Origin of the sequence: Halosegnis longus, assembly GCF_009663395.1 — an archaeon.
Lineage (GTDB): Archaea > Halobacteriota > Halobacteria > Halobacteriales > Haloarculaceae > Halosegnis > Halosegnis longus.
Genome location: NZ_QKNW01000001.1, coordinates 158,072 through 181,384, shown reverse-complemented (window position 1 = coordinate 181,384; position 23,313 = coordinate 158,072). Strand labels below are relative to the sequence as shown.

25 protein-coding genes and 1 tRNA gene are annotated in these 23,313 nt (G+C 66.8%); 11 read left to right on the top strand and 15 right to left on the bottom strand.

Annotated features, from left to right (window positions below; all coding sequences use genetic code 11):
- Positions 1–7: 7 nt before the first annotated feature.
- On the bottom strand, positions 8–337 hold the full coding sequence (locus DM818_RS00910) for a 4Fe-4S dicluster domain-containing protein (RefSeq protein WP_075936123.1): 330 nt from the start codon (positions 335–337) through the stop codon (positions 8–10).
- A 126-nt stretch (positions 338–463) separates the two neighbouring features.
- On the opposite strand from DM818_RS00910, the gene DM818_RS00905 reads away from it, so the two are divergent.
- The 3 genes from DM818_RS00905 to moaA are packed head-to-tail and all read left to right on the top strand — an operon-like array spanning position 464 to position 2,890.
- Positions 464–1,099, top strand: coding sequence for a proteasome subunit beta (locus DM818_RS00905; protein ID WP_075936124.1), 636 nt, complete (start codon positions 464–466; stop codon positions 1,097–1,099).
- A gap of 2 nt (positions 1,100–1,101) precedes the next feature.
- Positions 1,102–1,872, top strand: coding sequence for an archaeal proteasome endopeptidase complex subunit alpha (locus DM818_RS00900; protein ID WP_075936125.1), 771 nt, complete (start codon positions 1,102–1,104; stop codon positions 1,870–1,872).
- A gap of 40 nt (positions 1,873–1,912) precedes the next feature.
- A complete protein-coding gene (moaA, locus tag DM818_RS00895) occupies positions 1,913–2,890 on the top strand; it encodes a GTP 3',8-cyclase MoaA (RefSeq protein WP_123123996.1) in 978 nt (325 codons plus the stop codon).
- Here moaA and DM818_RS00890 read toward each other — a convergent pair whose 3' ends face one another.
- From DM818_RS00890 to DM818_RS00880, 3 genes are all read right to left on the bottom strand, one after another.
- Positions 2,891–3,271: a PIN domain-containing protein gene (locus DM818_RS00890; protein WP_123123997.1), complete on the bottom strand. Its 381-nt coding sequence runs from the start codon at positions 3,269–3,271 to the stop codon at positions 2,891–2,893.
- On the bottom strand, positions 3,268–3,543 hold the full coding sequence (locus DM818_RS00885; RefSeq protein WP_123123998.1) for an AbrB/MazE/SpoVT family DNA-binding domain-containing protein: 276 nt from the start codon (positions 3,541–3,543) through the stop codon (positions 3,268–3,270). The genes DM818_RS00890 and DM818_RS00885 overlap by 4 nt, the downstream gene beginning before the upstream one ends.
- A 114-nt stretch (positions 3,544–3,657) precedes the next feature.
- Entirely contained in the window at positions 3,658–4,110 is a 453-nt protein-coding gene (locus tag DM818_RS00880; RefSeq protein ID WP_123123999.1) for a hypothetical protein, read from the bottom strand.
- Between the two features lie 82 nt (positions 4,111–4,192).
- Between DM818_RS00880 and DM818_RS14855 the strand changes: the two genes are divergently transcribed.
- Entirely contained in the window at positions 4,193–4,345 is a 153-nt protein-coding gene (locus DM818_RS14855; protein ID WP_172977269.1) for a hypothetical protein, read from the top strand.
- Here DM818_RS14855 and DM818_RS00875 read toward each other — a convergent pair.
- Complete coding sequence (locus tag DM818_RS00875; RefSeq protein ID WP_123124000.1) at positions 4,342–4,956, bottom strand: hypothetical protein; 615 nt, start codon at positions 4,954–4,956, stop codon at positions 4,342–4,344. The genes DM818_RS14855 and DM818_RS00875 overlap by 4 nt on opposite strands.
- A 79-nt stretch (positions 4,957–5,035) precedes the next feature.
- Here DM818_RS00875 and DM818_RS00870 point away from each other — a divergent pair, with 79 nt between their 5' ends.
- Both DM818_RS00870 and DM818_RS00865 read left to right on the top strand, forming a co-directional pair.
- Entirely contained in the window at positions 5,036–7,717 is a 2,682-nt protein-coding gene (locus tag DM818_RS00870) for an AAA domain-containing protein (RefSeq protein ID WP_153952209.1), read from the top strand.
- Positions 7,718–7,760: 43 nt separating this feature from the next.
- Positions 7,761–7,955 (top strand): hypothetical protein, encoded by a 195-nt coding sequence (locus DM818_RS00865; protein WP_075936130.1) that lies wholly within the window; start codon positions 7,761–7,763, stop codon positions 7,953–7,955.
- Here the strand turns inward: DM818_RS00865 and DM818_RS00860 are convergent.
- Positions 7,952–10,669, bottom strand: a complete 2,718-nt coding sequence (locus DM818_RS00860) for an ATP-dependent helicase (RefSeq protein WP_153952208.1) — start codon at positions 10,667–10,669, stop codon at positions 7,952–7,954. The two genes, DM818_RS00865 and DM818_RS00860, sit on opposite strands and share 4 nt — an antisense overlap.
- Before the next feature lie 83 nt (positions 10,670–10,752).
- Here DM818_RS00860 and DM818_RS00855 point away from each other — a divergent pair, with 83 nt between their 5' ends.
- On the top strand, positions 10,753–11,499 hold the full coding sequence (locus DM818_RS00855; protein WP_075936132.1) for an MBL fold metallo-hydrolase: 747 nt from the start codon (positions 10,753–10,755) through the stop codon (positions 11,497–11,499).
- A gap of 101 nt (positions 11,500–11,600) precedes the next feature.
- Here DM818_RS00855 and DM818_RS00850 read toward each other — a convergent pair whose 3' ends face one another.
- From DM818_RS00850 to rqcH, 3 genes are read right to left on the bottom strand one after another with little or no spacing between them, the layout of a single operon-like run.
- Entirely contained in the window at positions 11,601–12,668 is a 1,068-nt protein-coding gene (locus DM818_RS00850; RefSeq protein ID WP_075936133.1) for an mRNA surveillance protein pelota, read from the bottom strand.
- A gap of 34 nt (positions 12,669–12,702) precedes the next feature.
- On the bottom strand, positions 12,703–13,386 hold the full coding sequence (locus DM818_RS00845; protein WP_075936134.1) for a DUF4013 domain-containing protein: 684 nt from the start codon (positions 13,384–13,386) through the stop codon (positions 12,703–12,705).
- Positions 13,387–13,426: 40 nt separating this feature from the next.
- On the bottom strand, positions 13,427–15,529 hold the full coding sequence (rqcH, locus tag DM818_RS00840; RefSeq protein WP_123124001.1) for a ribosome rescue protein RqcH: 2,103 nt from the start codon (positions 15,527–15,529) through the stop codon (positions 13,427–13,429).
- A gap of 80 nt (positions 15,530–15,609) precedes the next feature.
- Here rqcH and DM818_RS00835 point away from each other — a divergent pair, with 80 nt between their 5' ends.
- Positions 15,610–16,227, top strand: a complete 618-nt coding sequence (locus DM818_RS00835; RefSeq protein WP_075936136.1) for an MBL fold metallo-hydrolase — start codon at positions 15,610–15,612, stop codon at positions 16,225–16,227.
- Here the strand turns inward: DM818_RS00835 and DM818_RS00830 are convergent, their stop codons facing one another.
- The 3 genes from DM818_RS00830 to DM818_RS00820 are packed head-to-tail and all read right to left on the bottom strand — an operon-like array spanning position 16,228 to position 18,346.
- The gene (locus tag DM818_RS00830; protein ID WP_075936137.1) at positions 16,228–16,917 is read right to left on the bottom strand and encodes an MBL fold metallo-hydrolase; all 690 of its coding nucleotides are present in this window, start codon (positions 16,915–16,917) and stop codon (positions 16,228–16,230) included.
- 39 nt (positions 16,918–16,956) lie between these two features.
- The gene (locus tag DM818_RS00825; RefSeq protein ID WP_075936138.1) at positions 16,957–17,823 is read right to left on the bottom strand and encodes a hypothetical protein; all 867 of its coding nucleotides are present in this window, start codon (positions 17,821–17,823) and stop codon (positions 16,957–16,959) included.
- A gap of 37 nt (positions 17,824–17,860) precedes the next feature.
- Positions 17,861–18,346: a DUF309 domain-containing protein gene (locus tag DM818_RS00820; RefSeq protein WP_123124002.1), complete on the bottom strand. Its 486-nt coding sequence runs from the start codon at positions 18,344–18,346 to the stop codon at positions 17,861–17,863.
- Positions 18,347–18,428: 82 nt separating this feature from the next.
- Here DM818_RS00820 and DM818_RS00815 point away from each other — a divergent pair.
- A tRNA-Leu gene (locus tag DM818_RS00815) sits at positions 18,429–18,512 on the top strand.
- A 275-nt stretch (positions 18,513–18,787) separates the two neighbouring features.
- On the opposite strand, the gene DM818_RS00810 is transcribed toward DM818_RS00815, so the two are convergent.
- Together DM818_RS00810 and DM818_RS00805 are read right to left on the bottom strand one after the other, a co-directional pair.
- Positions 18,788–19,231 (bottom strand): hypothetical protein, encoded by a 444-nt coding sequence (locus tag DM818_RS00810; protein WP_123124003.1) that lies wholly within the window; start codon positions 19,229–19,231, stop codon positions 18,788–18,790.
- Between the two features lie 30 nt (positions 19,232–19,261).
- Positions 19,262–19,522: a hypothetical protein gene (locus DM818_RS00805; protein WP_075936141.1), complete on the bottom strand. Its 261-nt coding sequence runs from the start codon at positions 19,520–19,522 to the stop codon at positions 19,262–19,264.
- Positions 19,523–19,586: 64 nt separating this feature from the next.
- Here DM818_RS00805 and DM818_RS00800 point away from each other — a divergent pair, with 64 nt between their 5' ends.
- Both DM818_RS00800 and DM818_RS00795 read left to right on the top strand, forming a co-directional pair.
- Positions 19,587–20,408, top strand: a complete 822-nt coding sequence (locus DM818_RS00800) for an inositol monophosphatase family protein (protein ID WP_123124004.1) — start codon at positions 19,587–19,589, stop codon at positions 20,406–20,408.
- Positions 20,409–20,433: 25 nt separating this feature from the next.
- Positions 20,434–21,597, top strand: coding sequence for a DUF63 family protein (locus tag DM818_RS00795; RefSeq protein ID WP_123124005.1), 1,164 nt, complete (start codon positions 20,434–20,436; stop codon positions 21,595–21,597).
- On the opposite strand, the gene DM818_RS00790 is transcribed toward DM818_RS00795, so the two are convergent.
- Positions 21,594–23,312, bottom strand: a complete 1,719-nt coding sequence (locus tag DM818_RS00790) for a YcaO-like family protein (protein WP_075936144.1) — start codon at positions 23,310–23,312, stop codon at positions 21,594–21,596. The two genes, DM818_RS00795 and DM818_RS00790, sit on opposite strands and share 4 nt — an antisense overlap.
- Between the last annotated feature and the right edge of the window lies 1 nt (position 23,313).

The window sequence follows — 23,313 nt, the reverse complement described above, 5'->3', positions numbered from 1 at the left end:
TCCGCGCTCAGATGCGGTTCTCTCGGCCGGGGTCCACGTCGATGGCGTCGACGGGACACACGTCAACACACAGCATACAGTCGATACACTGCGACTCGTTCGCGGGGTCGGCCTTGCGCTCGGACTCGGGGTGGCCCGGCGTGTCGACCCACTCGAACACGTCGACGGGACAGTCCTCCAGACACGCGCCGTCCTCCAGACAGATATCGAAGTCGACGGCGACGTGGGTGCCGTGGATGCCCAGCTCCTCGGGCTCCTCGACTGGTCCCCACACGCGGTGTCCGTCGTGTTCCTCGACCACCTCTCGTGACTGCTCGAACTGCGGGTCGATTGCCATACAGGTGGTTCGCCCGGCGACCACTTAACCTCGGGCACCTCCCATCAGCGCGTATAGCCCTTTTGTCAGCGGGCGAATCCGGATATTCGAAAGAGTATATGAAGGCCCCCCTCCTAGTGGGTGAGTATGGAAGGATTCACTTCAGGTAAGGGTACATCCGAGAGTACCCCCGAGGAATTCAAGACCGGCACGACCACGGTCGGCATCGTCGCCGACGAGGGGGTCGTGCTCGCCACCGACCGCCGGGCGAGTCTCGGCGGCCGGTTCGTCTCGAACAAGAACGCCGACAAAATCATCGAGATTCACCCGTCGGCGGCCATCACCATCTCCGGCAGCGTCGGCGCGGGCCAGAACTTCGCCGACCAACTGCAGGCCCAGACCAGCCTGTACGAGACGCGCCGCGGCAAGGAGATGAGCATGGAGGCGCTCTCGACCACGGCGGCCAACGCCATCCGCGGGATGCGCGTCGTCCCGCTGTTGGGCGGCGTCGACGAGTCGGGCGGCCACCTCTACTCGCTCGACCCGGCCGGCGGGCTCATGGAAGACACCTACGGCGCGACCGGCTCCGGGATGCAGATGGCCTACGGCGTGCTCGAAGGCGAGTACGAGGACGGCATGAGCATGGACGAGGCCGAGGAGGCCGCGCTGAAGGCGGTGAAGGCAGCGAGCGCACGCGACACCGCGTCCGGCAACGGCGCGCTCGTCGCGCACATTACGAGTGAGGGTATCGAGCGCGAGGAACTCTCTGCGGAGGAACTCTAATCATGCAAGGAAACTCACAACAGCAGGCGTACGACCGCGGGACGAACATCTTCAGCCCCGACGGGCGACTGTATCAGGTCGAGTACGCGCGTGAAGCAATCAAGCGCGGCTCGCCGAGCATCGGTATCCGCTACGAGAACGACGACGACGCGGGTGTCGTCTTCGTCGCCAGCGGGCGGCTCCGCTCGTCGCTACAGGTCGCAGACAGTATCGAGAAGATTCACAAAGTCGATGACCACGTCGGCGTCGCGAGCGCCGGTCACGTCGCCGACGCCCGCCAGCTCGTCGACGTTGCGCGCCGACAGGCGCAGGTCGAGCGGCTCCGATTCGGTGAAGACGCCGGTATCGAGGCGCTGACGAAGGAGATTACGGGCTACATTCAGGAGTACACCCAGGCCGGCGGCGCGCGCCCGTTCGGCGCGGCCCTGCTCGTCGGCGGTATCGACGAGGACGGCAGCCCGCACCTGTTCGAGACCGACCCGTCCGGCACCCCGTACGAGTGGGAGGCCGTCGCCATCGGGGGGAACTCCGAGAAGATTCAGGGGTATCTCGAGGCCGAGTACGAGGGCGACACCGACGCCGACGGCGCGCTCGAACTCGCGCTCCACGCGCTCGAAGACGCCAGCGAGGGCGGTCTCGAATCCGAGGGCATGAGCGCATCTATCGTGAGCGGCGACGGGTTCCGCTCCGTATCGGACGCCGAACTCCACGAGATGATTGAGGGGAACGGTCTCGCGCCCGACGAGGAGAGCGACGAGGACGACGAGGAGTAACGACGGCGAAGCTAAGTAGCTCCCACCACTTTCTGCGTCCGTGTTGTCGGACGATTTCGACCGCGAGGTATCCGGACTCCGCGTCTCGCTCACCGACCGGTGTAACTTCGACTGCGTTTACTGTCACAACGAAGGACTCGGTGACACGCGCGGCCCCCTCGACCCCAGCGACGCCGAAATGAGCACCGACGCGGTCGTCCGGACCCTCGAAGTCGCCGCCGAGTTCGGCATCGACTCGGTGAAGTTCACCGGCGGCGAGCCGATGCTCCGGCGTGACCTGGAGGAAATCGTCCGCCGGACCCCCGACTCGATGACGACCTCGCTCACGACGAACGGGACCTTTCTCCCCGGCCGGGCAGAGACGCTCCGCGAGGCCGGACTTTCGCGGGTCAACATCTCACAGGACACGCTCGACCCCGACGCCTTCCGCGAACTCACGCAGTCTGGAGCCTACGAGTCGGTCATCGACGGCGTCGACGCGGCGCTCGATGCCGGACTCGCGCCCGTGAAGCTGAACATGGTGGTCTTCGAGCAGACGGCCGGCTACGTCCCCGAGATGGTCGACCGCGTGGCGAACACGGACGGGCTTCGGCTCCAGCTCATCGAGTATATGCCCGAAATTGCCGGGCACCCCGAGTGGGCAATCGACATCGACCGGGTGCACGACTGGCTCGAAGAGCAAGCCGCCCGCGTCGAACACCGCGAGATGCACGACCGCCGGCGCTACCATATCGACGGAGAGAGCGACGAAGGACTCGTCGAAATCGTCGACCCCGTCGGGAACCGCGACTTCTGTGCTAACTGCCACCGGGTGCGCGTCACCCACGACGGCAAGCTCAAGGGGTGTCTCAACCGCCACGACGACCACCGGCCGCTCGGCGAGACGAACGCCGAGATGCGCGAGACGTTCCGCGAGACGGTCGCCAATCGCGTTCCCTACTACGGCGAGTATCTGGTCGAGGAGGACGGCGAGTGGACCGTGAACGAGGCGTATCTGGAGACCGGGACTGCGGACTGACTATCCGTCTGGCTCTAGTGGTATTCGTTCCACGTCAATATCGTCGTAGGCGCTGTCCGAGCCGAGAATCCGATAGCCGTGACCCTCGGCCGTCGCCGCGTGGAACGCGTCGAACGCTGTCATCCCTTCCTCGAAGTAGCGAACAGCCTTCAGGACGACTTGGTGGTCTTCATCGCTGTTGACCGGAACCAGTTCAAGCATATTCGATATCAACGCGGTGTAATCGTACTCGTGGCGTTCGTGGATGAGGAGCAGTTCGAGATACGTGTACGGAGCCGTAACGAGGTCGTATTCGTCGAGTGCCTGTTCTGCTTGCTCCTTGAGCCAGTCTGACTCCTTGGTGAGTGCCAACACAACATCTGTTTCGACGTACGTCGTCACGACTCGCCCTCACTGGACTCGTCGCGCTCGCGCTCGAAGCCTGCTGTGGCGTCTTCGGCCGCCTGTTCGCGTGCCTCTCGGCGGAGGGTCTCCACCGACTTGTCGTCGAACGCGTCGCCTGCAGCCTCACGAACTGCCTCCAGCGGGTCGTCATCAATCGGAATGAGTTCGATTCTATCCTCGTACTCGACGATGTGAAACCGCTCGCCGTACTTTTCGCGCATCTCCGAGGAGAGATACAGGCGACCGTTCGCGTCGGTTTCCACTGACATACTCGTGGTTATGTGTCACGAAATAAGTATCTTTACCACATATCTCGCTTCTGTGGAACTACTTGCTCATCTTCCTCCGACTTCGCGTCTGTGATCTCTCGATAACGACGAACGCTACGGCTCGGCGCGCTGTTCGTCTACGCCCAACTCTTTGAGCGCATCGAGGATGATCCGCGCCTCCACGAGGTCGCGCTCGCTGACGTTGCTATCGGGGTACTCTGCGACGTGTTCCTCGGCCTGCTCGCGCTTGCGACGCTCCAGCGGCGTCTGGTTCGGTTCGTCGCGCACGTCGTTGAGCAGCGCCTCGAAGTCCTCGCGGAACACCATCGACGCGCGGGCGGCGTTACACCGTCCCAGGGGGAGCATCCCCATCTCCAAGACGAGTTCGCGGACGACCTCCCAGTCGCTCTCACAGAAGTGCAAGGAGACTTCGCCCTCGATGTCGCGCCACGCGATTGGGCCGCTGTTTTTCAGTAGTTGGACGGCCCGCGGGAAGATATCGATACGGTGGGCCGTCTCGGGGTCGTCACAGAGACAGCAGGGCTGTTCCGTCTGCCCAGTGTACATGCCCGAGTTTGGAACGGGGGACCCATAATCCTCGCGGCCTCCCCCACACACTATTTTCAGGCTCGCGTCCGCCCGCTCGAACATGGCACCACGAGGGTACACCGGCGAACTCGCACCGTCGACGCTCATCGCCGCGGGCGCTGCACTCGTCATCTTCCCCGAGCCGGCGACGACGACGCTCGGCTTCGGCGTCCTGCTGTTGGGACTCAGCTGGTGGGTGTACGAGTGGCGTTAACCCAGCTCCGGTAGCCCGTCGATTGCTTCGCCGAGGTGGTCGCGTACCTTCGCCATCGCGGCCTTCGTCTCCTCGTCGGCGTTCTCCAGCGGGAGCTGTTCGAGATAGCCGTCGGCGAGGCGAGCGTACACCGACGCCTCGTCCATGTAGGTCAGACCGAGCTGGTTCGCCCAGATGTGGCCCGGCCGGTTCTGTCGGGCGTGCCACGCGAGCGGCTTGCCGAGTTCCTCCTCGATAGCCGCGACCGACAGCGACGACAGTCGCGCCCGCGCCTCCAGCCACGTGTCGAGACCGTCTCCCCAGAAGGCGCGGAATCGCTCCGGCTCGTGAGGGGCCTCGATGCGGTAGTGTTCGGAGTCGTAGCTCGTCAGGGCGGCCCGGGTCTGTGCGGCGGCGTGTTCGGGGTCGTCGCTCGCGGCGACGACGCGAATCACCTTCGTCCCGAGTTCGTCACCGCCCCAGAAGCTGTGTGACCAGTGTTCGATGTCGCCGTCGAGTTCGAGCGCGTCGAACAGCGGGGCGACGTGGTCGGTGAGCGCCTCGCGTTTCGCCTCGCGAAGCGGCTTGTCGATGAACCGGGGCCACGCCAGCGCGAAGGCGAGATACTCCATACGTCGACTCTACTCGCGACAGGGCTTAACGAACCGGGTCGACCGACAGCGTTTTTCACAGCGCGAGCCACCTTCGGCCGTGAACATTCGCGGTCCCGTCGTCGCCTGCGAGGAGCCACGGACAGTCGACACCCCGAACGGGACCGGCGAGCTCGCCGAGGTGGAGATTCGCCCCGAAGGGGGAACACGCGACCCGGTCACGGTCACGCTGTGGGGGAAGTGGACCGAGACGGCCGCCGTGCTCGAAGCCGGGATGGACCTGCTCGTCGTCGACCCCGACGAGCGCGAGTACCAGGGCGAGACGCAGTACGCCACCGGCCGTGACACCTTCGTCGTCGTGAATCCGGATTTCCTCGTGGACGTGACCGACGTGCGCGCGTGGGTCCAGTGTCCGCGGATGTACTACCTGAACAAGCTGTCCGCGACCCCGCTCGCGTACCCGGTCGTGCGCGGGACCGTCGTCCACGAGGTGTTCGGCGACCTGTTGCGGGGACACGACCTCGACGAGTCCATCGAGGAGCGGGTCGCCGAGGCCGGACTCGATATCGGCCTGCTCGAGAAGGAGCGCGACGCCGTCGCCGAGGAGGTGCGACAGAACGCCGGCGCTATCGAGGGGTGGCTCGCGCAAGGGACGCTCACGGAGGAAGACGAGTGGCGTTCAGAGCAGACGCTGCTCTCGGAGACGTTCGGCATCAAGGGCCGGGCGGACGCGGTTCGCCGCGGGATGCCCGTCGAACTCAAGACCGGAAAGAATCTCAAGCGCGACCCCCGCTTTCACGACAAGGTGCAGGCAGCCTGCTACGCGCTCGTGCTCGGGGAACACGAGGCTCGCCGCGAGGGAACGAGCATCGGCGCGGCGGCCCCCGACACGGGCACGCTGCTGTACACCAAGAACAACGCCCTCGACCGCACGGAGGAGAACGGCGACCTCTCGCCGGCCAAGGAGTTCTCCATGGGCGTCGGCCTCCTGAAGTACGTCGTCCGCCAGCGCAACGAAATCGCCGCGATGGAACACGACTTCGACGTGCCGACCGGCTACGAGGCCGACGCAGTCTGTGAGTACTGCTTCGAGCAGGACACCTGCATGGTCGTCTCCGGCCGCTTGGACCAGGAGTCGAAGGCCGGCCAGATTGGAACGCCGGTCCCCGACCACGAGCGCGACTACTTCGACCGGTTCTATCGCGCGCTCGAAGAGGAGCGCCGCGAGGTCCACGCCGAGTACCGGAAGCTGTGGGAACAGACGGCGGCCGAACGCGCCGACGACGACCGCGCGCTCGTCGACCTCGACCCGGTCGGCCGGACGGAACGCCCCGACGGCTCGTGGGAACTGCGCGCGCGCCGAACCTCGGAGGCAGTGTCGAAGCTGCGCGAGGGCGATATCGCGCTCGCGAGCGACGGCCACCCGACCCGGGGAACGGCCGAACTCGCGCGCATCCAGCGATTGGACGACGAGGTGGTCGTCACGGCCGACGAACCGTTCGACCTCCGGCGGCTCGACGTGTACCCCTCGGAACTCAACGTCGCCCGTCAGCTCGCCGCCCTCCACGACGCGATTCTGAAGGGCGACCCCGACGAGAAGGACGTGCTGTTCGGACAGCGCCCGCCGGAGTTCTCCGGGCCCGAACGCACCTACATCGACAACAACGACGCACAGGACGCGGCCGTCAACAAGGCCGTGCGCGCCGACGACTTCGCGCTCGTCCACGGTCCACCGGGAACGGGTAAGACCTACACCCTCGCCCAGACGGTCCGTGCCCTCGTCGCCGACGGCCAGCGCGTCCTTCTGAGCGCGTTCACGAATCGCGCGGTCGACAACGCGCTCGAAGCGCTCCGCGAGCAGGGCTTCGAGTCGTTCGTCCGCGTGGGCACCGAGTCGGGCGTCCGCGCCGACATGCAGGACAAACGGCTCGCGACGACCGGCGACCCGAAGGAGGTGACCGGCACGCTCGCCGACGCGCAGGTGGTCGCCGCGACGACCGCCTCCTGCGGGAGTCGCGCCGTCCGCGAACAGGAGTTCGACGTGGCCGTCGTCGACGAAGCCGGCCAACTCACCGAACCGGGGACGCTCGCCGCCGTCAACCGCGCCGACCGGTTCGTGCTCGTTGGCGACCACCAACAGCTCCCGCCCGTCGTGCGGGCGGAAAACGACCTCCAGACCTCGCTGTTCGAGCGACTCATCGAGCAGGCTCCAGAGGCCGGCGTGCTGCTCGACCGCCAGTACCGGATGGCACAACAGATTCAGTGGTTCTCCTCACGGGAGTTCTACGACGGGCAACTGCGCCCGGCGACCCCCGAGGTCGCCGGCCAGACGCTCGCCGACATCGGCGTCGACACCGACGACCTGCCCCCCGAACTCCGCGAACAGGTGGCGTTCGTCGACCCCGACGGCGAGCAGACGGGGAACACGAACCGCACCGAAGCGGACCGCGTCGCCGACATCGTGGAGTCGTACGTCGCGGCGGGCGTTCCGCGCTCGGAAATCGGCGTCATCGCGCCGTTCCGGGCACAGGTCGCCGAACTGTCGAAGCGGCTCCCGGATACGACCGTCGACACCGTCGACCGGTTTCAGGGGTCGGCAACGGAGGTCATCGTCATCTCCTTCGTCGCGACGGGCGGCTTCGACGGTCCCATCTTCGAGGACACCCGCCGGATGAACGTCGCGCTGACGCGGGCGAAGAAGGCGCTCGCGCTCGTCGGCGACGCCGAGACGCTGGCGAGCGAGCCGTTTTACGACCGCCTGCTCGACTGGGCACGCGCGTGACGCCGTCGGAAAAAGGTTAATTCGAGTGAGACGTAGCTCCAGTGTGAACCGCGTGGACATGGGGACGGGACGGCGGCTGTTGCTCCTGTCGCTCGCCGTCGTCTCGATTACCGCGACGACGTGGGGGTGGCAGCTCCTCTACGCGGACCCGAACGTCAGCCTGCTCAACGCGGTCTCCGTCATCATCATCCCGGCGACGGTCGGGGTCGTCGCCGGCTACTACGGCATCCGCGGTTAGTCGTGGACCGTCGCGTCGTCGCCGATTTCCTCCAGCACGCGGGCGTGGAACTCCTGTAGCACCGCCGACTCGTCTTCAGCCAACACCACGTCACTGGCCATCAGCGTCGCCAGCCCGAACGCCCGCGGCGAGGGGGAATCGACCGTCTGGGTCGCCACTTCCAGCTCGCCGTCCGACACCGACGCGAGCACGTCCTCCAGCGCGGCGACGTTGAGCTTGTCCTCCAGAATCTCGCGGTACGTCTCCTCCATGACGGCGAAGTTCTCGAGCTCTTGCGCGAACGACAGCAGCATCTCCGAGGAGACCTGCTGTTGGGCGGCGGTCTTCTCGTGGCCCTTGTACCGCTTCAGAATCATGAGCGACCGCGTGGCGTTGATACGGAAGTAGCGCTTGAGCAGGTCCGAGCCGTCGAGACTCGCCCGGAGGTCCTCGCGTATCTCCGAGGGGTCGATTCCCTCGATAATGCGCCGGAGGTCGACCTTCCGGTTCAGCGGGAGCGTGAGCGTGAAGCCGTTGTCCGCGACCGCGAGCTGGACGTTCGCGTTCGTCTGCTGGGCGACGTGATAGGCGAGCAGCCGCGACAGCCCGTCGTTGAACCGCCGGCCGTACGCCGAGTGGACGTGGTAGTGGCGGCGGTACTCGTCGCGGTCTAACGCCACCTCGACGGCCAGCCGGTCGTGCGTCGAGACAGACGCCGGTCCCGCGTACCGGAGCTGTTCGTCGTACATCCGGGCGAGCGCCCGAACCGTGTTCTCGTCCATCGGGAGGTCACGGAGCCACTCGCGGACGGCCGGCGGACCACCCTCTTGAAGGGTGGCGACCATCTCCCGCTGGAAGTCGAGAATCTCGCGGCCGAGATCATACGAGAGAGGGAGTCGCTCGGAGTACCACGACGGGACCGTCGCGGCCTTGCTCGTCGGGTCGACGTACGCCTTCGTCCCCCGGCGGTAGCTGTACTGGTAGTTCGAGCCGCCGAGCACGAACACGTCCCCCTTCTCCAGCGTGTCGAGATACTCCTCGTCGAGTTGGCCGACCCACTCGTCGGAGCCGCGCACGTACACGTCGATGTCGAAGGAGTCGGGGATGGTCCCGAGGTTCGTCATGTAGATGACGCGTGCCATCCGGCCGCGCTTGCCGATGAGGTCCTGTCCGACGTCGTACTCCTCGTAGTGGTGGTCGCCGCTCGGCGGGTCGTTGGTGTCGCGCCAAACCTTGGGGTAGACGTTCTTCTCCTCCAGTCCGTCGTAGTCGCCGGTCATGTACGCGAACAGCGACTCGAACTCCGCGTCGCCGTAGTCGCGGTACGGATACGCCGACCGGAGAATCTCTCGCACCTCGGTCTCGGGCCGCACCTGATTGATGGCCATCCCGTAGACGTGTTGGGTCGCCACGTCGTGTGCGCCCTCGGGGAGAAACACCCGGTCGACGAACCCCTCTTCGGCCTTCTTCAGCATGACGGCACACTCCACGAGTTCGTCGCGGTCGAGCGCGTACACGCGCCCCTTGACCGTCTCGCCGAGCTGGTGGCCCGCCCGTCCCACGCGCTGGAGCAGCGACGCCACCGATTTCGGCGAACCGACCTGCACCACGAGGTCGATGTGGGGCATGTCGATGCCGAGTTCCAGCGACGTGGACGTGGTCACCACGTCGATGCCTCCCTCCTTCAGCCGCCCCTCGATCTCCTGTCGCCGTTCCTTCGAGAGCGAGCCGTGGTGACACCCCGAATCCGACTCGTCGAAGCCGTGGTGTTCCCGCAGATTCGAGAGGACCCGCTCGGCTCCGGAGCGCGTGTTCGTGAACACGAGCGTGTTCTCGTGGTCGTCGATGAGTCCCGCCAAGTCGTCGTAGAAGCGCTCGCTCACCACCTCCGGAGGCGTGTCGATGAGGTCGTCGGTCGGACACGCCAGCTCCATGTCGAACTCGCGGACGAATCGTGCATCCACAATCTCGAACTCGCGCGCCTCCCCGTCCTCGTAGCCGACGAGGAACTCCCCGACCGCGTCGAGGGGTTCGACCGTCGCCGAACAGCCGATGCGCGTCGGCGAGGTGTCACACATCGCCTCCAGTCGTTCCAGCGACACCGAGAGGTGGGTCCCGCGCTTGTTCTCTGCCAGCGAGTGAATCTCGTCGACGACGACGTACTCGACGCTCTCTAACTTCTTCTTGAACTTCGGCGAGTTCAGCAGGATGGCGAGCGTCTCTGGGGTGGTGTTGAGGATGTGCGGCGTCTCCTTCAACATCTTCTGGCGCTCGGAATCGGAGGTGTCGCCGTGGCGAATCGCCTGTCGCACGTCGACGTCCTCGGGACACCGCTCGGAGATGCCCGCAAGCGGCTCGGCCAGATTTCGGTGGATGTCGTTGGCGAGTGACTTCAGCGGCGAGACGTACAGACAGTACACAGAATTATCCAACTCGTCGGTGCGGGCGCGGCCGACGAGGTCGTCGATGATGGCGGTGAAGGAGGCGAGCGTCTTCCCCGAGCCGGTGGGCGCACAGACGAGGGCGTTGTGCTCCTCGTCGATGAGCGGAATCGCCTCCTTCTGTGGCGGGGTGAAGAAGCCGCCGTTCTCGGGGACGAACTCGCCGAACTGGTCGAGCCACCACTCCTGGGTCTCGGGTTCGAGCCGGTCGAGCACGTGGCCGTCGTCGATGTCGACGCGCTCGGGGTCGAACTCGATGTCCTCCCGCGTGGCGAGCCGCTCGCGCGCACTCATACACACTGGTAGGGCTGGCACCCTGAAGTCCGTTGTGCCCGTCGAAGGCCAACGCACAAGACGCTACCCGCACAGCTTCGGATATGCGCGTCACGTTTCTCGGCACCGGCAGCGCCATGCCCACCGGCGAGCGAAACCAGACCGGCCTCCTGCTCGACGCCGACGGCGACCGCCTGCTCGTAGATTGCGGGAGCGGCGTCCTCGGGGCGCTCGCCGACACCCGCGGCGGCTACGAGACCACCGATACGGTCCTGTTGACCCACCACCACCTCGACCACGTCTCCGACCTGCTCGCCCTGCTGAAGGCGCGCTGGCTCGTCGGCGAGGAACACCTCACCGTCGTCGGGCCGGCCGGCACCGAATCGCTCCTCGATGACCTGCTCGACGCGCACGAGTATCTCCGCGGCCGCGTCGACCTCACGGTGCGAGACATCGAACCCGGAACCGCGACCGTCGCCGGCTTTGACATCGAGGCCACGGAGACCGTCCACTCGATGGACTGTCTCGCCTACCGAGTCACGCACGACTCGACGGACGGGGCGTTCTGCTTTTCCGGCGACTCGGAGGCGACCGAACCAGTCGCCGACCTCGCGGACGGCGCGAGCGTCCTGGCCCACGACTGCTCGTTTCCCGACGACGTCGACGTGTCAAATCATCCGACGCCCACTGCACTCGGCGAGCTGCTCGCCGGACGCGACATCGAGGAGGTGTATCTCACCCACCTCTACCCGCACACCGACGGCAGACACCGGGAGATGACCGACGCCGTGCGCGAGAACTTCGAGGGGCGAGTCCGGATGGCTCGCGACGGGCTGGCGGTCGAGATTTAACACCGAAGCCGCCCCACCGGCCGCGTGACCTGACCGCTGGCCGCCGGGAGACGAGGGCGTGGTACGAGCAATCCCGGCGCCGCGGCCGCTCGTCTGTTCGCTTATTCGAGCCGATACCGCAACAGCGCGGCGACCCCGCCCAGATTCTGGAGCTGGCGACCGGGGTCGAACTCGCTGGAGAAGACGGTCACGTCACCGCCCTTCTGCTCGACGCTCCGGATGAGTTCGTTCGCGTCCACGTCCCACTCTCCCTCGCCGGCGCGCTCCTTCCGGAGCCGGCTGTCGAGGATGAGCAGCTCCTCGACCGCCCCGAACTCGGCGGCCTGCATCGTCTCGTCGATGCCGTAGGTGGCTTTCGCTCCCTCGCCGATGCGCTGGGTGAGCTCGTCGATGAGTCCCGCCTCCTCGGCGATGCGCGTCTCGACCTGCACCTCCTCGACAGCGCCGCGCTTGAGCACCTCGTGGACGCCACGGCCACCCGCCGCCGAGGTGTCGACCGTCGTGATGCGCTCCGTGAGCGACGGGTACTCCTCGCTGAAGTAATCGAGCGCGTCCTGCTTGGTAAACCCCGGTCCGGCGAGGATGATTGCCTCGGCGTCCGTACGCCGGAGGACGGCCCCGAGCTCGTCGAACAGTTCCTCGCGCGGGCGGGCGTACTCCCCTTTTCCGGTCGGCTTAGTGATGGCAGCGCGCTCCTCGACGCCGTACTGCTCGACGGTGTGGACGTACGCCTCCCCTTCCTCGACGGTGGCGATGGCGACCTCGGGGTTTTCGGTCGCTTCGACGGCCTCCTGGAGCCGTTCGAGCTGGTCGGTTTGCCACTGCTTTTCGATTTCGAGCTCGGTGCGCTCCTCGACGTTGAGCGTGTGGTGGAAGCCGAGCTGGTCCTCTCGCGAGCAGTCGGCGATCTCTCCACCGACGCGCAGTCGGTTCGCGAACTTCGCGAACTCCACGTCGTCGACGGCGAGTTCGACCCACATGTGTTCGCGCTCGCCGCCGGAATCCCGCAGTTGGTCGTCGTTGCGCTGGATGCGCCGCGTCGTGTCGCCGCCGACCCGGTCGCCCGGCTCGATGACGTAGGTGAGATGCCACAGGTCATCGAGACTCTCGGGGACGACCGTGATTCGCTCGCGGTCGCCCTCGCGCTGTTGGCGGTCGGCAATACGCATACCTCGACTGTGAGAGCCGAAGAAAAAGACCCTGTTATTCGGGCTGCAGGCCGCGCGCGTTCGCGTAGCCGCGGCCGAACAGATAGAAGAACACCGCCTGCGCGTAAAACTGGACGAAGACGGCAAGCAGGAGGAACAGCCCCAGCGTGAACACGGTCACGACGGTGTTCACGATACCGATGAGGATGACGGCCGCGATACCGAGCAGTCCGGCGACGAGATACTCGACCGAAAAGGCCACGCCGAGGACGGTCGAGAGTTCGAACGCATCGGCGATATCGCCGCTGCGAGCCATGTTCGCCAGCGCGGCCGGGAACACGTAGGTGGCGAGCAGAATCGTCACGAAGCTCGCGAGTGCGAACAGTGCACCGACGATGCCGATGCCGGTAGCGACTCCCGTGACCGCACGCTCCTGTGCGAGTATCGCCCCGGCCCCGACGACGAGCGCGCCGATGACGGTGAACGCCAGCGGGAGGAGGAAGTAGACGAAGCTGACGACGACGGCCTTCAGCCCGTCCACGCTGAGTTCGACCCACTCCTCGAACACCGGCGGCGTCTCGTCGCCGTCGATGCCCGCCTTCACCACGCGAAGGTAGTAGCCGAACAGGGGGAGCAAGGGCAACACGAACGGCGAGAGCAACACCAACACACCGCCGATGAGGAGACTGCGTGCGCTGTCGTCGCCGGCGAACGGGAATCGGAGGGCATCCTCGAACATACGTCTCCGTGGCTCGCCGAGGATATGAACGTTGCCGGCGTTACTCGCGAATCCGGGACCCGCCCGGCGGGCAAAACTCCTGAATCCGGTCCGGGGAGGCCACCTTCCGGAGGAACGACTCGTCGGCGAAGCGACCCTTGAACTCTCGGTACAACAGCTTCGCGATGTCGTTTTGGGCGTACTGCCCGGGTTCGAGCGTGACGTACGTCTCCACGTCGTCCTCGATGGCGCGTTCCGGCCCGCCGAGGACGCGCGTTTCGGGTTCACACTGGATGCCGACCGCACAGTCGACGCTCGTCGATTCGAAGTAGGTGCGGTCGCCCCGAATCGTGAAGCCGCCCTTTTCGAGGTATTCGCCGGATTCGGGCGTCTTCGACACCTGACTCGGCTCGACCATGTACACGTCGCCGTCGAACTTCCCGTCCTTCCAGACCGAGGAGTTGGTGACCGCAAACCGGGCGGCCTCCTCCTTCGAGGACTGGGGCAGGTCGATATCCTTCGACGGCTCGGAGGGGCCGGTCGCTTTCAGTACCGTCACTGGTCCACCGTGGGCCTGTGCGTGGAAGAAGCGGTCGCCGCTTTCCATGTACTTCTTGACAATTTCTTCGTTCTGGTCGGCGTTGCGCCCTCCGATGACGAGGAAGCCGTCGCTGGTGTGGAACCACCGGAACCGCTCGTACCACTGCTCGTCGTAACGAATCGGGATGTTCTGTTTCGCGAGCCAGTCGGTCTCGCCCGTCCGTTCGGGCTCGGGGTCGGGTTCGGCGTCGTCGGCCGTCCACTCGTCGCGGCGCTGTTTGGCGTCTTCGAGATCCTCGCGCGTATCCTCGATGGCCGCGAGTGCGCCCTCTTTCTTCCCTTCGATGCGTTTCGCCTCCTGATACAGTCGGTCGGCGTTCTTCTCGACGCCGTCTTCCGGCACGAGGTCGATCCGCGTTCCGTCGAGTTCGACGGTCACCTCGCCGGCTTCCGGATTGACGCCGACGACGCGTTCGGCGCGTTCGTTGCCGGCCTCGGCCGCCTCGGCGAACGTCGTCTCCAACTCCTCCCACGGGACGCCGGATTCGCGCGCCTCGCGCACCGTCGTCAGAATCTCGTCCACGAGGTCGTAGTTGCCGTACAGCGTCTCCGCGCGCTCCCGCACCTCGTTGGCTTCCCGTTCGAACCCCTCGATAGCGCCCTTCTGCTGTTCGATAATGCGCTCGAACTTCGCGATCTCTTCTTCGAACTCCGGGCGGGAACTGCCCGGCGTCGGCTCCTCGCGGTCGAGTTCGAAGAAGTACTCGTCGAGCGCGCCCGTGAACCGGTCGTAGCTGTCACAGTCCATCCCCTCGTGTTCGTCCATCGGGACGGGCGTCACGTCGACCGGCCGGGTGCGCTCGCCGTCGTCGTCGCTCTCCCAGTAGACGCGCGGGTCGAACTGGCCGTTTCGAATCGACTCGCGCAGCCGTTCGAGCGCACCGAACACCTCGGCGAGGGTCTCGTCGTCCGCGTCGTCGATGTCGAGTTCCTTGTCCACGCCGGCACGGGTGCAGATTTCCTCGGCCCACAGCCCCCCGAGATTGTGCTGGGTGGCGAGGGTCCGCACCACGTCCGTGTCGGAATCGCGCATCTTCGCGTCGAACGCCTCCCGCGAGCAGGTCATCGGATTGAATCGCGAGGACGGGAAGCCGTAGACGGAGCCGGGGGCGACCGTCCGCGACTTGAGCCGCACCGTGTCCAGACAGTCGATAACCTCTCTATCCTTGTTCATCACGACGATGTTGCCGTCGCCGAACAGCTCCGCGAGCACGAGCGTGTTCGCGTCCTCGCGCGCGAACTCGAAGACGAGGATGCGGTCGAACTCGTACTGGCGCACGTCGACGAGGTCGGCCCCCGAGAGCCGGTTGCGAAGCATCATCGCGAAGTTCGGCGGCCGGCCGGGTGCGTCGGGGACGTTGTCGGGGTCGGCGACGTGGGCGCGCTTGGGGTCGCCCACCTCGATGATAAGTTCGACGCGGCCGCGGTCGAAGTCCCGCATCTTGAGCCGGAGGAGGTCGTCGTCGTAGAGATACGCCTTGTCGACCTTCGCGCCCTCGTAGTCGCGAAGCTCGGTCGCGAGCGCACGGATATCCACGCTCGACATGGCTCGCTTCTGGTCCATAGCCACCATTCTCGGGTCGGGAGGAAACCGTTGTCGCCTTCGGGCCACACAGTTTTGCGCCGGCCGACCGTCCACCCGGTATGGCGACTGAACCCATCGACGGTGTCCACGAACTGCTGTGTCGCGGCGAGCCCGACGCGTACGACCGCATCCGAGCGTATCTGACCGACGACGGCACGCTCGTGGATACCGGCCTCCCGGACACGACCGAGACGCTGCTCGCGGAAATCGAGGAGACCGGCATCGTCCCGGAGCGGGTCGTCATCACTCACATGCACGGCGACCACAGCGGTGGTATCGCTGCTGTCCTCGACAGCTACGACGCCGACCTCGCTCTCCCGGTCGGAGCCGACCCCGAGGAGACACCGTCCGTCGACCGCTTCTACGGTGACGGGGATGCGGTCGGACCGTTCGAGGCCGTCCACGTGCCGGGTCACGTCGGCCACCAGCACGCCCTGATTGCGACGGACGACGACTACGCGATTCTCGCCGACGCGGTGTCGGGCTCCGACCAGCGCGGTCTCGCCGGCGGCTTTCACCTCCCGCCCGGGAAGTACACCCAGGACCTCGGGCAGGCGGAGCAGTCGCTCGAAAAACTCACCGATTACGCGTTCGATACCGGACTCGTCTTCCACGGCTCGAACGTGCTCTCCAATGCGTCTGCGAAGCTCGACCGGTACGTCCTGCCCGCGGAGTAGCTACCAGAACTCGTCGGTCACGGCCCGGAGGTGGTCGCTCGCGCCCGAGAGAACCGGCTCCCCGTGGGCCGCGAGCCCGCGCGCGAACTCGTGGTTGCGGGCGAATGCGTGTGCGCTCTCGCGGACGGCCCGCATCTCGTAGGAGTCCAGCCAGAACGGGGTCGTGAACTCCCCGTCAGTGGCCCACACGAGGTCACCGAGGAAGGCCGCGTCCAACCCCTCGTGGGTGTAGACGGTGTGGCCGGGGTTGTGTCCCGGCGTGTGGTGAGCCGTGAAGTTCCCGACCGCCTCCCCGTCGGCTATCGGTCGGAGGTCGTGGCCGTCGAGCGGGAACAGTCGCCGCGCGATGCGGTGGAACAGCCCCTTGTGGTGGACGAGGTTCGGGTCCCACTCGCCGGTGACGAGGGCCACGTCGCGCTCGCCCATGTACATCGGCACGTCGCGGTCGCGCAGCGCGCGCGCCCCGCCGACGTGGTCGATGTCGTAGTGCGTGAAGAGCACGCGGTCGATGTCGAGCCGTTCGTAGCCGACGCGACCGAGTTCCGTCGCGAGCGACGGATAATTTATCGGCAGCCCGGCGTCGACAAGCGTCACCGCCTCGCCGTCGTCCACCAGATAACAGTTCGTCGCGAACGGTGGGACCAGCCCCAACTCAAGGAGCCACAGCCCGTCGGCGAGCCGGCGTACCATACCGACAACTCGGCGCGCGAGCGTATATCTGTGTCCCCGTCAGCAGGCGGCGACGGCAACGTATAGCGTTCCGTCGACGACCCGCGCGTCGACGCCGACGCGCTCTGCCGCGCCACCGAGCCGCGGCTCGTCGTCCGTCACCCGGTCGGCGATGCGCGCACCGAGGTCCGCGTCGGCGCTGGCGTCGGGAATCCGATAGCCGGTGAGTATCGGCTCGGCGCAGTCGTAGCCCGCCTCGCTGAAGGCCGCACTCGCACCCTGCGGTTGGCCGTCGCCGGCCGCGCGCTCGGTGCGCGTCGCCGCGATACGCGTCAGTTCACCGTCCTCGACGAGCGGGTCGAGCCCGGCGGCCGTCCGCTGGTCGTTCACCTCGGCGACGAGACTCGATTCGACGACCGCCGGGTCGGGGGGAGCCGGGCCACCGAGGTCGGCCGCCGGACCGATGCCCGCCGTCCCGAGGAGGAAGACGACGACGATACTGCCGATGAGCACACCGCCGAACGCCTGCGAGCGCGAGAAGCCGAACAGGCCGCCGTCGCCGGGCTCGTCGTAGCCCGCGACGTGTTCGTCCACGTCGAAGTCGGCGGCGTCGACGCGGACGCGTTCCAACACCTCGTGGCCACAGCGGTCACACGGCGGGGTGTGGCGGGGGTGTTCGTTGCCGCACTTCTCACACCGCCACTCGATGTAGCTCCCCTCGTCGCGGGGTTGTGGTTCACCGAGCGGTTCGAAGCCGGTGAACCCGCAGTCGGGACAGGTGGTGGTGTGTTCCGGGACGCGGGTCCCGCAGGTCGTACACTCCTTTGCCACCTGCACGACCGCCCGCTCGAAGGAGGTGGAGCCACACTCACAGGTCCCGCCGTTGGTGTCGCTGGGGCGGCCACACTCGGTGCAGTACCACTCCATACAGCGTATTCGCCTCCGGCGGTATCAACGCACCGAGTCAGTGGAGTCGCTCGGCGTACGCCTCGTCCCACCGGTCGGCGTCGGGCGTGTCGCCGTCGAGTTCGATGCGCCAGCCGTCGAGCCTGTCGGGGTCGGACAGCGCCGCCGTCATCGTCTCTCGCACGTCCCGCACGTCGACGCCGTAGAAGTCACCGGGAACGTCCTGCAGATACTCGAGCGCCGTCTCGAACAGCGACCGCATGCCGGCGTCGTTCTCGAAGTCGTAGTGTTTGTACGCGCCGGCGGCGACCTGCACCATCCCGTGGAGGAACTTCGATTCCGTCGTGCCGCGGCCGTAGTTGTACCACTCGTCCTCGAAGCAGTCGTGGGCCTCGTGGTACTGCCCGGCGTTGAACAGCCGAACCCCGTGTGCGGTCGCGCGCCGGAGCGTGTCGTGTTCCCACCGACCCGTGTCGGGGAGAAAGCCCGTCGGCTGGCCGCGAATCGGCGGTGGTACGTCCGGGTCGGTGGTGTGGTCGTCCACGGGTGTCTCTCACCGTCCAGCGTGGTAACTCCGTCGGCGGTCGCAATCGTTTTGACACCCGACCACCGACTCGGGGATGCGTGCGGGGGTAGCAAAGCCTGGAAAACGCGGCGGACTCAAGTTCCGCTCCTGTAGAGGTCCAGGGGTTCAAATCCCCTCCCCCGCACTGCCTCGGCAGTGCAGGAAGACAACTCTCGGAGTGGTCTTCCCCCGCATCTCTCAATCCTCACTAGCGGTTGCTGAAAACAGCACGCGGCGGACTCAAGTTCCGCTCCTGTAGAGTTCTCGTGAGCGAAGCGAACGAGAGCACGTGAGACGGTACGTCTCACGGAGGTCCAGGGGTTCAAATCCCCTCCCCCGCACTGCCTCGGCAGTGCAGGAAGACGACTCTCGGAGTGGTCTTCCCCCGCATCATCCTACCTTCACACCGTCGAGCGATAGCTACAGGTCGCGAGCGATATCCGAGAGCTTGCCGACCCGTTCGGCGTTCGAGGTAATCTCGTCGGCGTTGAGATACGTCGAGAGGTCGGTCTCGCGGACGTGTTCACGGAGCGTCTCGACGGCGCGTTCGCTCACCTCGACGGCGCGGAGATACTCCGCAGTTCGATAACAGTCCTCTGCGGTGGGGTCTCGGCCGCCGTCCGCACCGCTCAATCCCCACGCCGCGTCGCGGGCGTCCTGTCCCTCGGGAACCGACGCGCCGCCGGCGAGCACGAGCGCCTTCACGACGGTGAAGGGGACGACGTCGGCCTTCTCGTACTCGAGGTCGTCGACGAGGAGGGATTTACCGCGGTCCGAGAGCACGAGGTCGCGGCGCGTCCCGTTGATGGACGCGTTCAGCTTCAGCTCGCCGCGGTCCTCGACGAGGTGGGGTAGTTGGGCCATACCGAGGGTACGTCTACAGCGGGGAGTAGATTACGACTCGACGCGCTCGACGGCAACGACCTCGCCGACCGGCTCCCAGCCGTCGTCGGTCTCGCGGGCGGCCACGAGCGGGTCGTCGTCGCCGTCGGAGACGAACCGGTAGCGCGTGCCGTCGCTCTCGCCTTCTGCCTGGAACGCCTCTTGGAAGAACTCAGCCGAGGAAATCTCCATTCGGCGGGTCGTCTCGTCATCGAAGGTGAGCACCATCGGCCGGGGCGTGATGTTGTGAATCCGCTTCGCGAGCGTGTGCATACCGGGCGATTCGTGTCGGCACACAAATCGGTGCCCCTTTGCGCGCCGGTGTTCGTGGGTGAGCATGAGCGAGAACGGAACACGGAGAGCGGACCTCGCGGAGCGGGCCGCTCGTGCAGGTGGTGCCGTCGCGGAGGGATTCTTCCGGCGTGACGTACCCGTCGAGACGAAGGCGAACCAGACGGACGTAGTGACCCGGGCCGACCGCGACGCCCAGCGGCAGGTCGTCGCCGCGATCTCGACCGAGTACCCCGAGGACGCGGTCGTCGGCGAGGAGGACGACGAGCTGAAGGAGGTGCCGGAGTCGGGCGCGGCGTGGATTGTCGACCCGATCGACGGGACGAGCAACTTCGTGCGCGACATCCCGCTGTGGGTGACGAGCGTGGCCGCCGTCGAGGACGGCAGCCCCGTCGCCGCCGCGAACGTCCTCCCCGTGCTCGGTGACGTGTACACCAGCGACGGTGACGGCGCGGCGATGAACGGCGAGCCAATCGAGGTCAGCGACCGCACCGACCCCGAGGCGATGGCCGTCTCGCCGACGGTGTGGTGGCCCCACGACCGCCGGGACGAGTACGCCGCCGCGTGCCGGGAGACGGCAGAGCGGTTCGGCGACTGCCGCCGCTACGGGAGCGCACAGGCCGCGCTCTCGATGGTCGCCGCGGGCCAACTCGACGGCGCGTTCACCAACACGACGACGAACCCGTGGGACACAGTCGCCGGCGTCTTCCTCGTCGAACAGGCGGGCGGCACCGTGACCGACGTACACGGCGACCCGTGGCGACACGACTCCCGCGGGCTGGTCGCCTCGAACGGGCACGCCCACGAGGAACTGCTCGACGCGACACAGGCCGTGGAGGCGGTTCGAACCGGGCGACCGGAATCCTGAAACCTTCCCGCCCCGCTTCGCCGGTATGGATTCGCCCCGCTCGTGGTCGCGTGCGCAGGCGTGGCTCGCGACGTTCACGACCGCCCTGCTCGCGTTCGGGTTCGGCGTCCTGCTCGCGCCCGAGCTCGTCTGGGACCGCTTCCTCTGGCACTACTTCTGGGGTCCGGTGTACGCCGACGCCAACAACGCCGTCTGTGTCGTCATGGACGGCGGCACGACCGAGCTGTTCTACTCGACCGTCGCCTGTCAGGACGCGTCCGGCATCGTCGCGGAGCCGGGCTATACGCTCGTCAGCGAGGCCGGGTACGCGATTTCGCTCGTCTTCTTCCTCGTCGGCGTGCTCACGCTGCTCCACCGGCTCGAAATCGGCGACACGAAACAGCTGTTTTTCGCGCTCGTCCCGTTCATGTTCTTCGGCGGGGCACTGCGCGTCATCGAGGACGCCAACGACTCCATTCCGGAGGGGGCGGCCCAGATTCTCGCGTACCCGTGGAACACGCTCATCATCTCGCCGATTATCTACTTCACCGTCTTCTTCATCACGCTCGCGACCGTCGTCGCCAGCGTCCTCGCCGAACGGCGCGGCTACGTCGAGCGCTACGGCCGGCAGCTGTTCGCGACCGGCTGGGTGCTCGTACTTTGCTCCGTCGGCTACCTCCTCTACTTCGTCCCGACGCGGCTCACCGGGACCGTCGACGGCGCGGGCTTTTACCCGCAGGTGACCGGCGTCACCGTCGGTCTCTCCGTTCTCTTCGCCGTCAGCATCTACCGGCTCGCACAGCGGTACAAGCCGGGTATCAACGCCGGTACCGGCTACGTCGGGCTGGTCGTTATCTTCGGTCACGCAATCGACGGGGTGGCGAACGTCATCGCAGCCGACTGGACGGGGGAACTGGGCGTCGTGGACAGCGCGGGCAACGCGCTCCAGTACGGCGCGAAACACCCGTTCAACGACATCATCGTCGGCGTGGTCGACGCGATTCAGCCGGCCGGCCTCGATTCCGTCATCGGGCTCTCGTGGGGGTTCCTCGTCGTGAAACTGGTCGCCGCGACAGCCGTCGTCTGGGTGTTCGACGACACCATCTTCGATGACGAGCCGCGCTACGCCATCCTTCTGCTCGTCGCGATTCTCGCGGTCGGACTCGGTCCCGGAACGCGCGACATGCTCCGGGTCACCTTCGGTATCTAAGGATACGGGTGGTGGTCGCGGTCGAGTCGCGGCTCGAAGCCCAACTCACCCGGAACGCGCTCTGCTCGCTCCCCGAAGTACGCCTCGTCGGTGAACAGCGGCTGTGCCGTCGGGACGAGCACGCGCACCGCCTCGAAGCCCTGCTGTGCTAAGTCGCGTGGCGTGAGCCGCGCGGCGTACGGGTCAAGCCCCGCGTCGATGGCTCGCGAGACGAGCGCGTCGAGTTCCGCCTCGCCAGCCAGCGATTCGTCCGGGCCGACCGAGTCGGCCGGAATCGTCGTCTCGGGGGCGACGAACTCGCGGGCCGTCGGCGGGAACTCCGCGTACGAACCGATAGCCCCCGGCTGCGCCGTCGCCTCCTGTTTCCCCATCCCGCGGAGTTCGAGCCAGTTTTGCAGTGCCTCCTCCAGCGCGCCAGCCGCGGCGGCGTCGGCGTCGAGGTCGGCGCTCATCCCCGCTGCGAAACGAGGCCACTCCCCGGATTCGCGGTGGAGACACGCAACGACGACCGGCACGTCCACGTCCTGGGTGACGAGCAGCGCCGTCGCCGACAGCGACTCCGAGCGCGCGCGCTTCTCGATGTCGCGGTAGCGCTCGTCGTCGACGGCCAGCCCGAGCGGCTCGAACGTCGAGTACCACGCCAACATCGCGGCGTCGCGCTCGATGACCTCGTACAGCCCCGAGAGCAGCGCCTCGATACCGCCGTTCCCGAGCCCCAGTCCGGTCGTGATGGAGGGTCGATGGCGCGTCTCCGGCGGCGGGAACTGGACGAACTCGGCCGGCAGTTTGACGCGTGCGCCCGTCTCGATGTGCTCGCCCGGGTACCAGCGAATCGAGCGCTCGGCGTCGGGGGCGGTAAACGAGGGCGAGGTGATGAACGCCGAGGGTGCGACGCCGTCGGGGGTCTCCGCCGGCGACCCGCGCTCGAACGCGTCTTCGCGGTAGACGCCTGCGGCGTAGCGTTCCAGCCCCTCCCCGAGCGCCTTCATGTACGCGCGGTTCCAGTCGGTCGCGACGCCGGCGGCCTGTCGGTTCGCCTGCGCGTCGGAGAAACCGGTCGTGTCGGCGAGCGTCGCGAGATAGTAGGGTGCGGGGAACGATTCGGCCTCGCCGACCTCGTGGACGAGACCGACCCGCGAGTCGACGGTCCGTTCTGCGGCCGCGAGCGCGCCGTCGAGGTCCCGGGGCGCGTGCTCGCGGTCGAGGTCGTGGCTGCGCGGGCCGGCACAGTCACAGCCCGGAACCGGCAGAAGTCGTCGGGTCGCGTAGGGGAGTTCGATGACTCCCCCGAGTGCTGCCGACTCCTCGCCGTTCGCCAGTCGGATGAGTTCGCGTCCGGCGAGCGTACCGGCGAGGCGCGCGTCGGCGTCGCTCGTCCGTGCCCGCTCCACGTCTCCGCCGTTTGCTGCGACGCGCGCCCGGAGACAGTCGAAACAGCCCTGTCCGGGGGCGAATCCAGAGACGGCCGCGTCGACGCCGTCGAGTGCGTGGCCGCCGACGCCGCCGAGTTCGACCGCCAGCCACGGCGTTCCCGTTTCGCGCGCGGTCTCGGTTGCGGTCTCGAAGCCGGTCGCGCCCGCCGGGCCGACGGCGACGGCGAAGTCGACCTCGCCGAGCGCGCGGGGGTCGATGTCGGTGACCGAGTCGACCGCGCCCGCGACGGTCTGTCGGACGGCGGTGGCGGCGTGGCCGCTTCCGACGAGTCCTACGTGCATA

Coding starts and splice junctions, on each gene's coding strand:
- DM818_RS00910 (WP_075936123.1), bottom strand. CDS start 337: ATGGCAATCGACCCGCAGTTCGAGCAGTCACGAGAGGTGGTCGAGGAA.
- DM818_RS00905 (WP_075936124.1), top strand. CDS start 464: ATGGAAGGATTCACTTCAGGTAAGGGTACATCCGAGAGTACCCCCGAG.
- DM818_RS00900 (WP_075936125.1), top strand. CDS start 1,102: ATGCAAGGAAACTCACAACAGCAGGCGTACGACCGCGGGACGAACATC.
- DM818_RS00885 (WP_123123998.1), bottom strand. CDS start 3,543: ATGTCAGTGGAAACCGACGCGAACGGTCGCCTGTATCTCTCCTCGGAG.
- DM818_RS00880 (WP_123123999.1), bottom strand. CDS start 4,110: ATGTACACTGGGCAGACGGAACAGCCCTGCTGTCTCTGTGACGACCCC.
- DM818_RS14855 (WP_172977269.1), top strand. CDS start 4,193: ATGGCACCACGAGGGTACACCGGCGAACTCGCACCGTCGACGCTCATC.
- DM818_RS00875 (WP_123124000.1), bottom strand. CDS start 4,956: ATGGAGTATCTCGCCTTCGCGCTGGCGTGGCCCCGGTTCATCGACAAG.
- DM818_RS00860 (WP_153952208.1), bottom strand. CDS start 10,669: ATGAGTGCGCGCGAGCGGCTCGCCACGCGGGAGGACATCGAGTTCGAC.
- DM818_RS00855 (WP_075936132.1), top strand. CDS start 10,753: ATGCGCGTCACGTTTCTCGGCACCGGCAGCGCCATGCCCACCGGCGAG.
- DM818_RS00850 (WP_075936133.1), bottom strand. CDS start 12,668: ATGCGTATTGCCGACCGCCAACAGCGCGAGGGCGACCGCGAGCGAATC.
- DM818_RS00845 (WP_075936134.1), bottom strand. CDS start 13,386: ATGTTCGAGGATGCCCTCCGATTCCCGTTCGCCGGCGACGACAGCGCA.
- rqcH (WP_123124001.1), bottom strand. CDS start 15,529: ATGGACCAGAAGCGAGCCATGTCGAGCGTGGATATCCGTGCGCTCGCG.
- DM818_RS00835 (WP_075936136.1), top strand. CDS start 15,610: ATGGCGACTGAACCCATCGACGGTGTCCACGAACTGCTGTGTCGCGGC.
- DM818_RS00830 (WP_075936137.1), bottom strand. CDS start 16,917: ATGGTACGCCGGCTCGCCGACGGGCTGTGGCTCCTTGAGTTGGGGCTG.
- DM818_RS00825 (WP_075936138.1), bottom strand. CDS start 17,823: ATGGAGTGGTACTGCACCGAGTGTGGCCGCCCCAGCGACACCAACGGC.
- DM818_RS00810 (WP_123124003.1), bottom strand. CDS start 19,231: ATGGCCCAACTACCCCACCTCGTCGAGGACCGCGGCGAGCTGAAGCTG.
- DM818_RS00805 (WP_075936141.1), bottom strand. CDS start 19,522: ATGCACACGCTCGCGAAGCGGATTCACAACATCACGCCCCGGCCGATG.
- DM818_RS00800 (WP_123124004.1), top strand. CDS start 19,587: ATGAGCGAGAACGGAACACGGAGAGCGGACCTCGCGGAGCGGGCCGCT.
- DM818_RS00795 (WP_123124005.1), top strand. CDS start 20,434: ATGGATTCGCCCCGCTCGTGGTCGCGTGCGCAGGCGTGGCTCGCGACG.
- DM818_RS00790 (WP_075936144.1), bottom strand. CDS start 23,312: ATGCACGTAGGACTCGTCGGAAGCGGCCACGCCGCCACCGCCGTCCGA.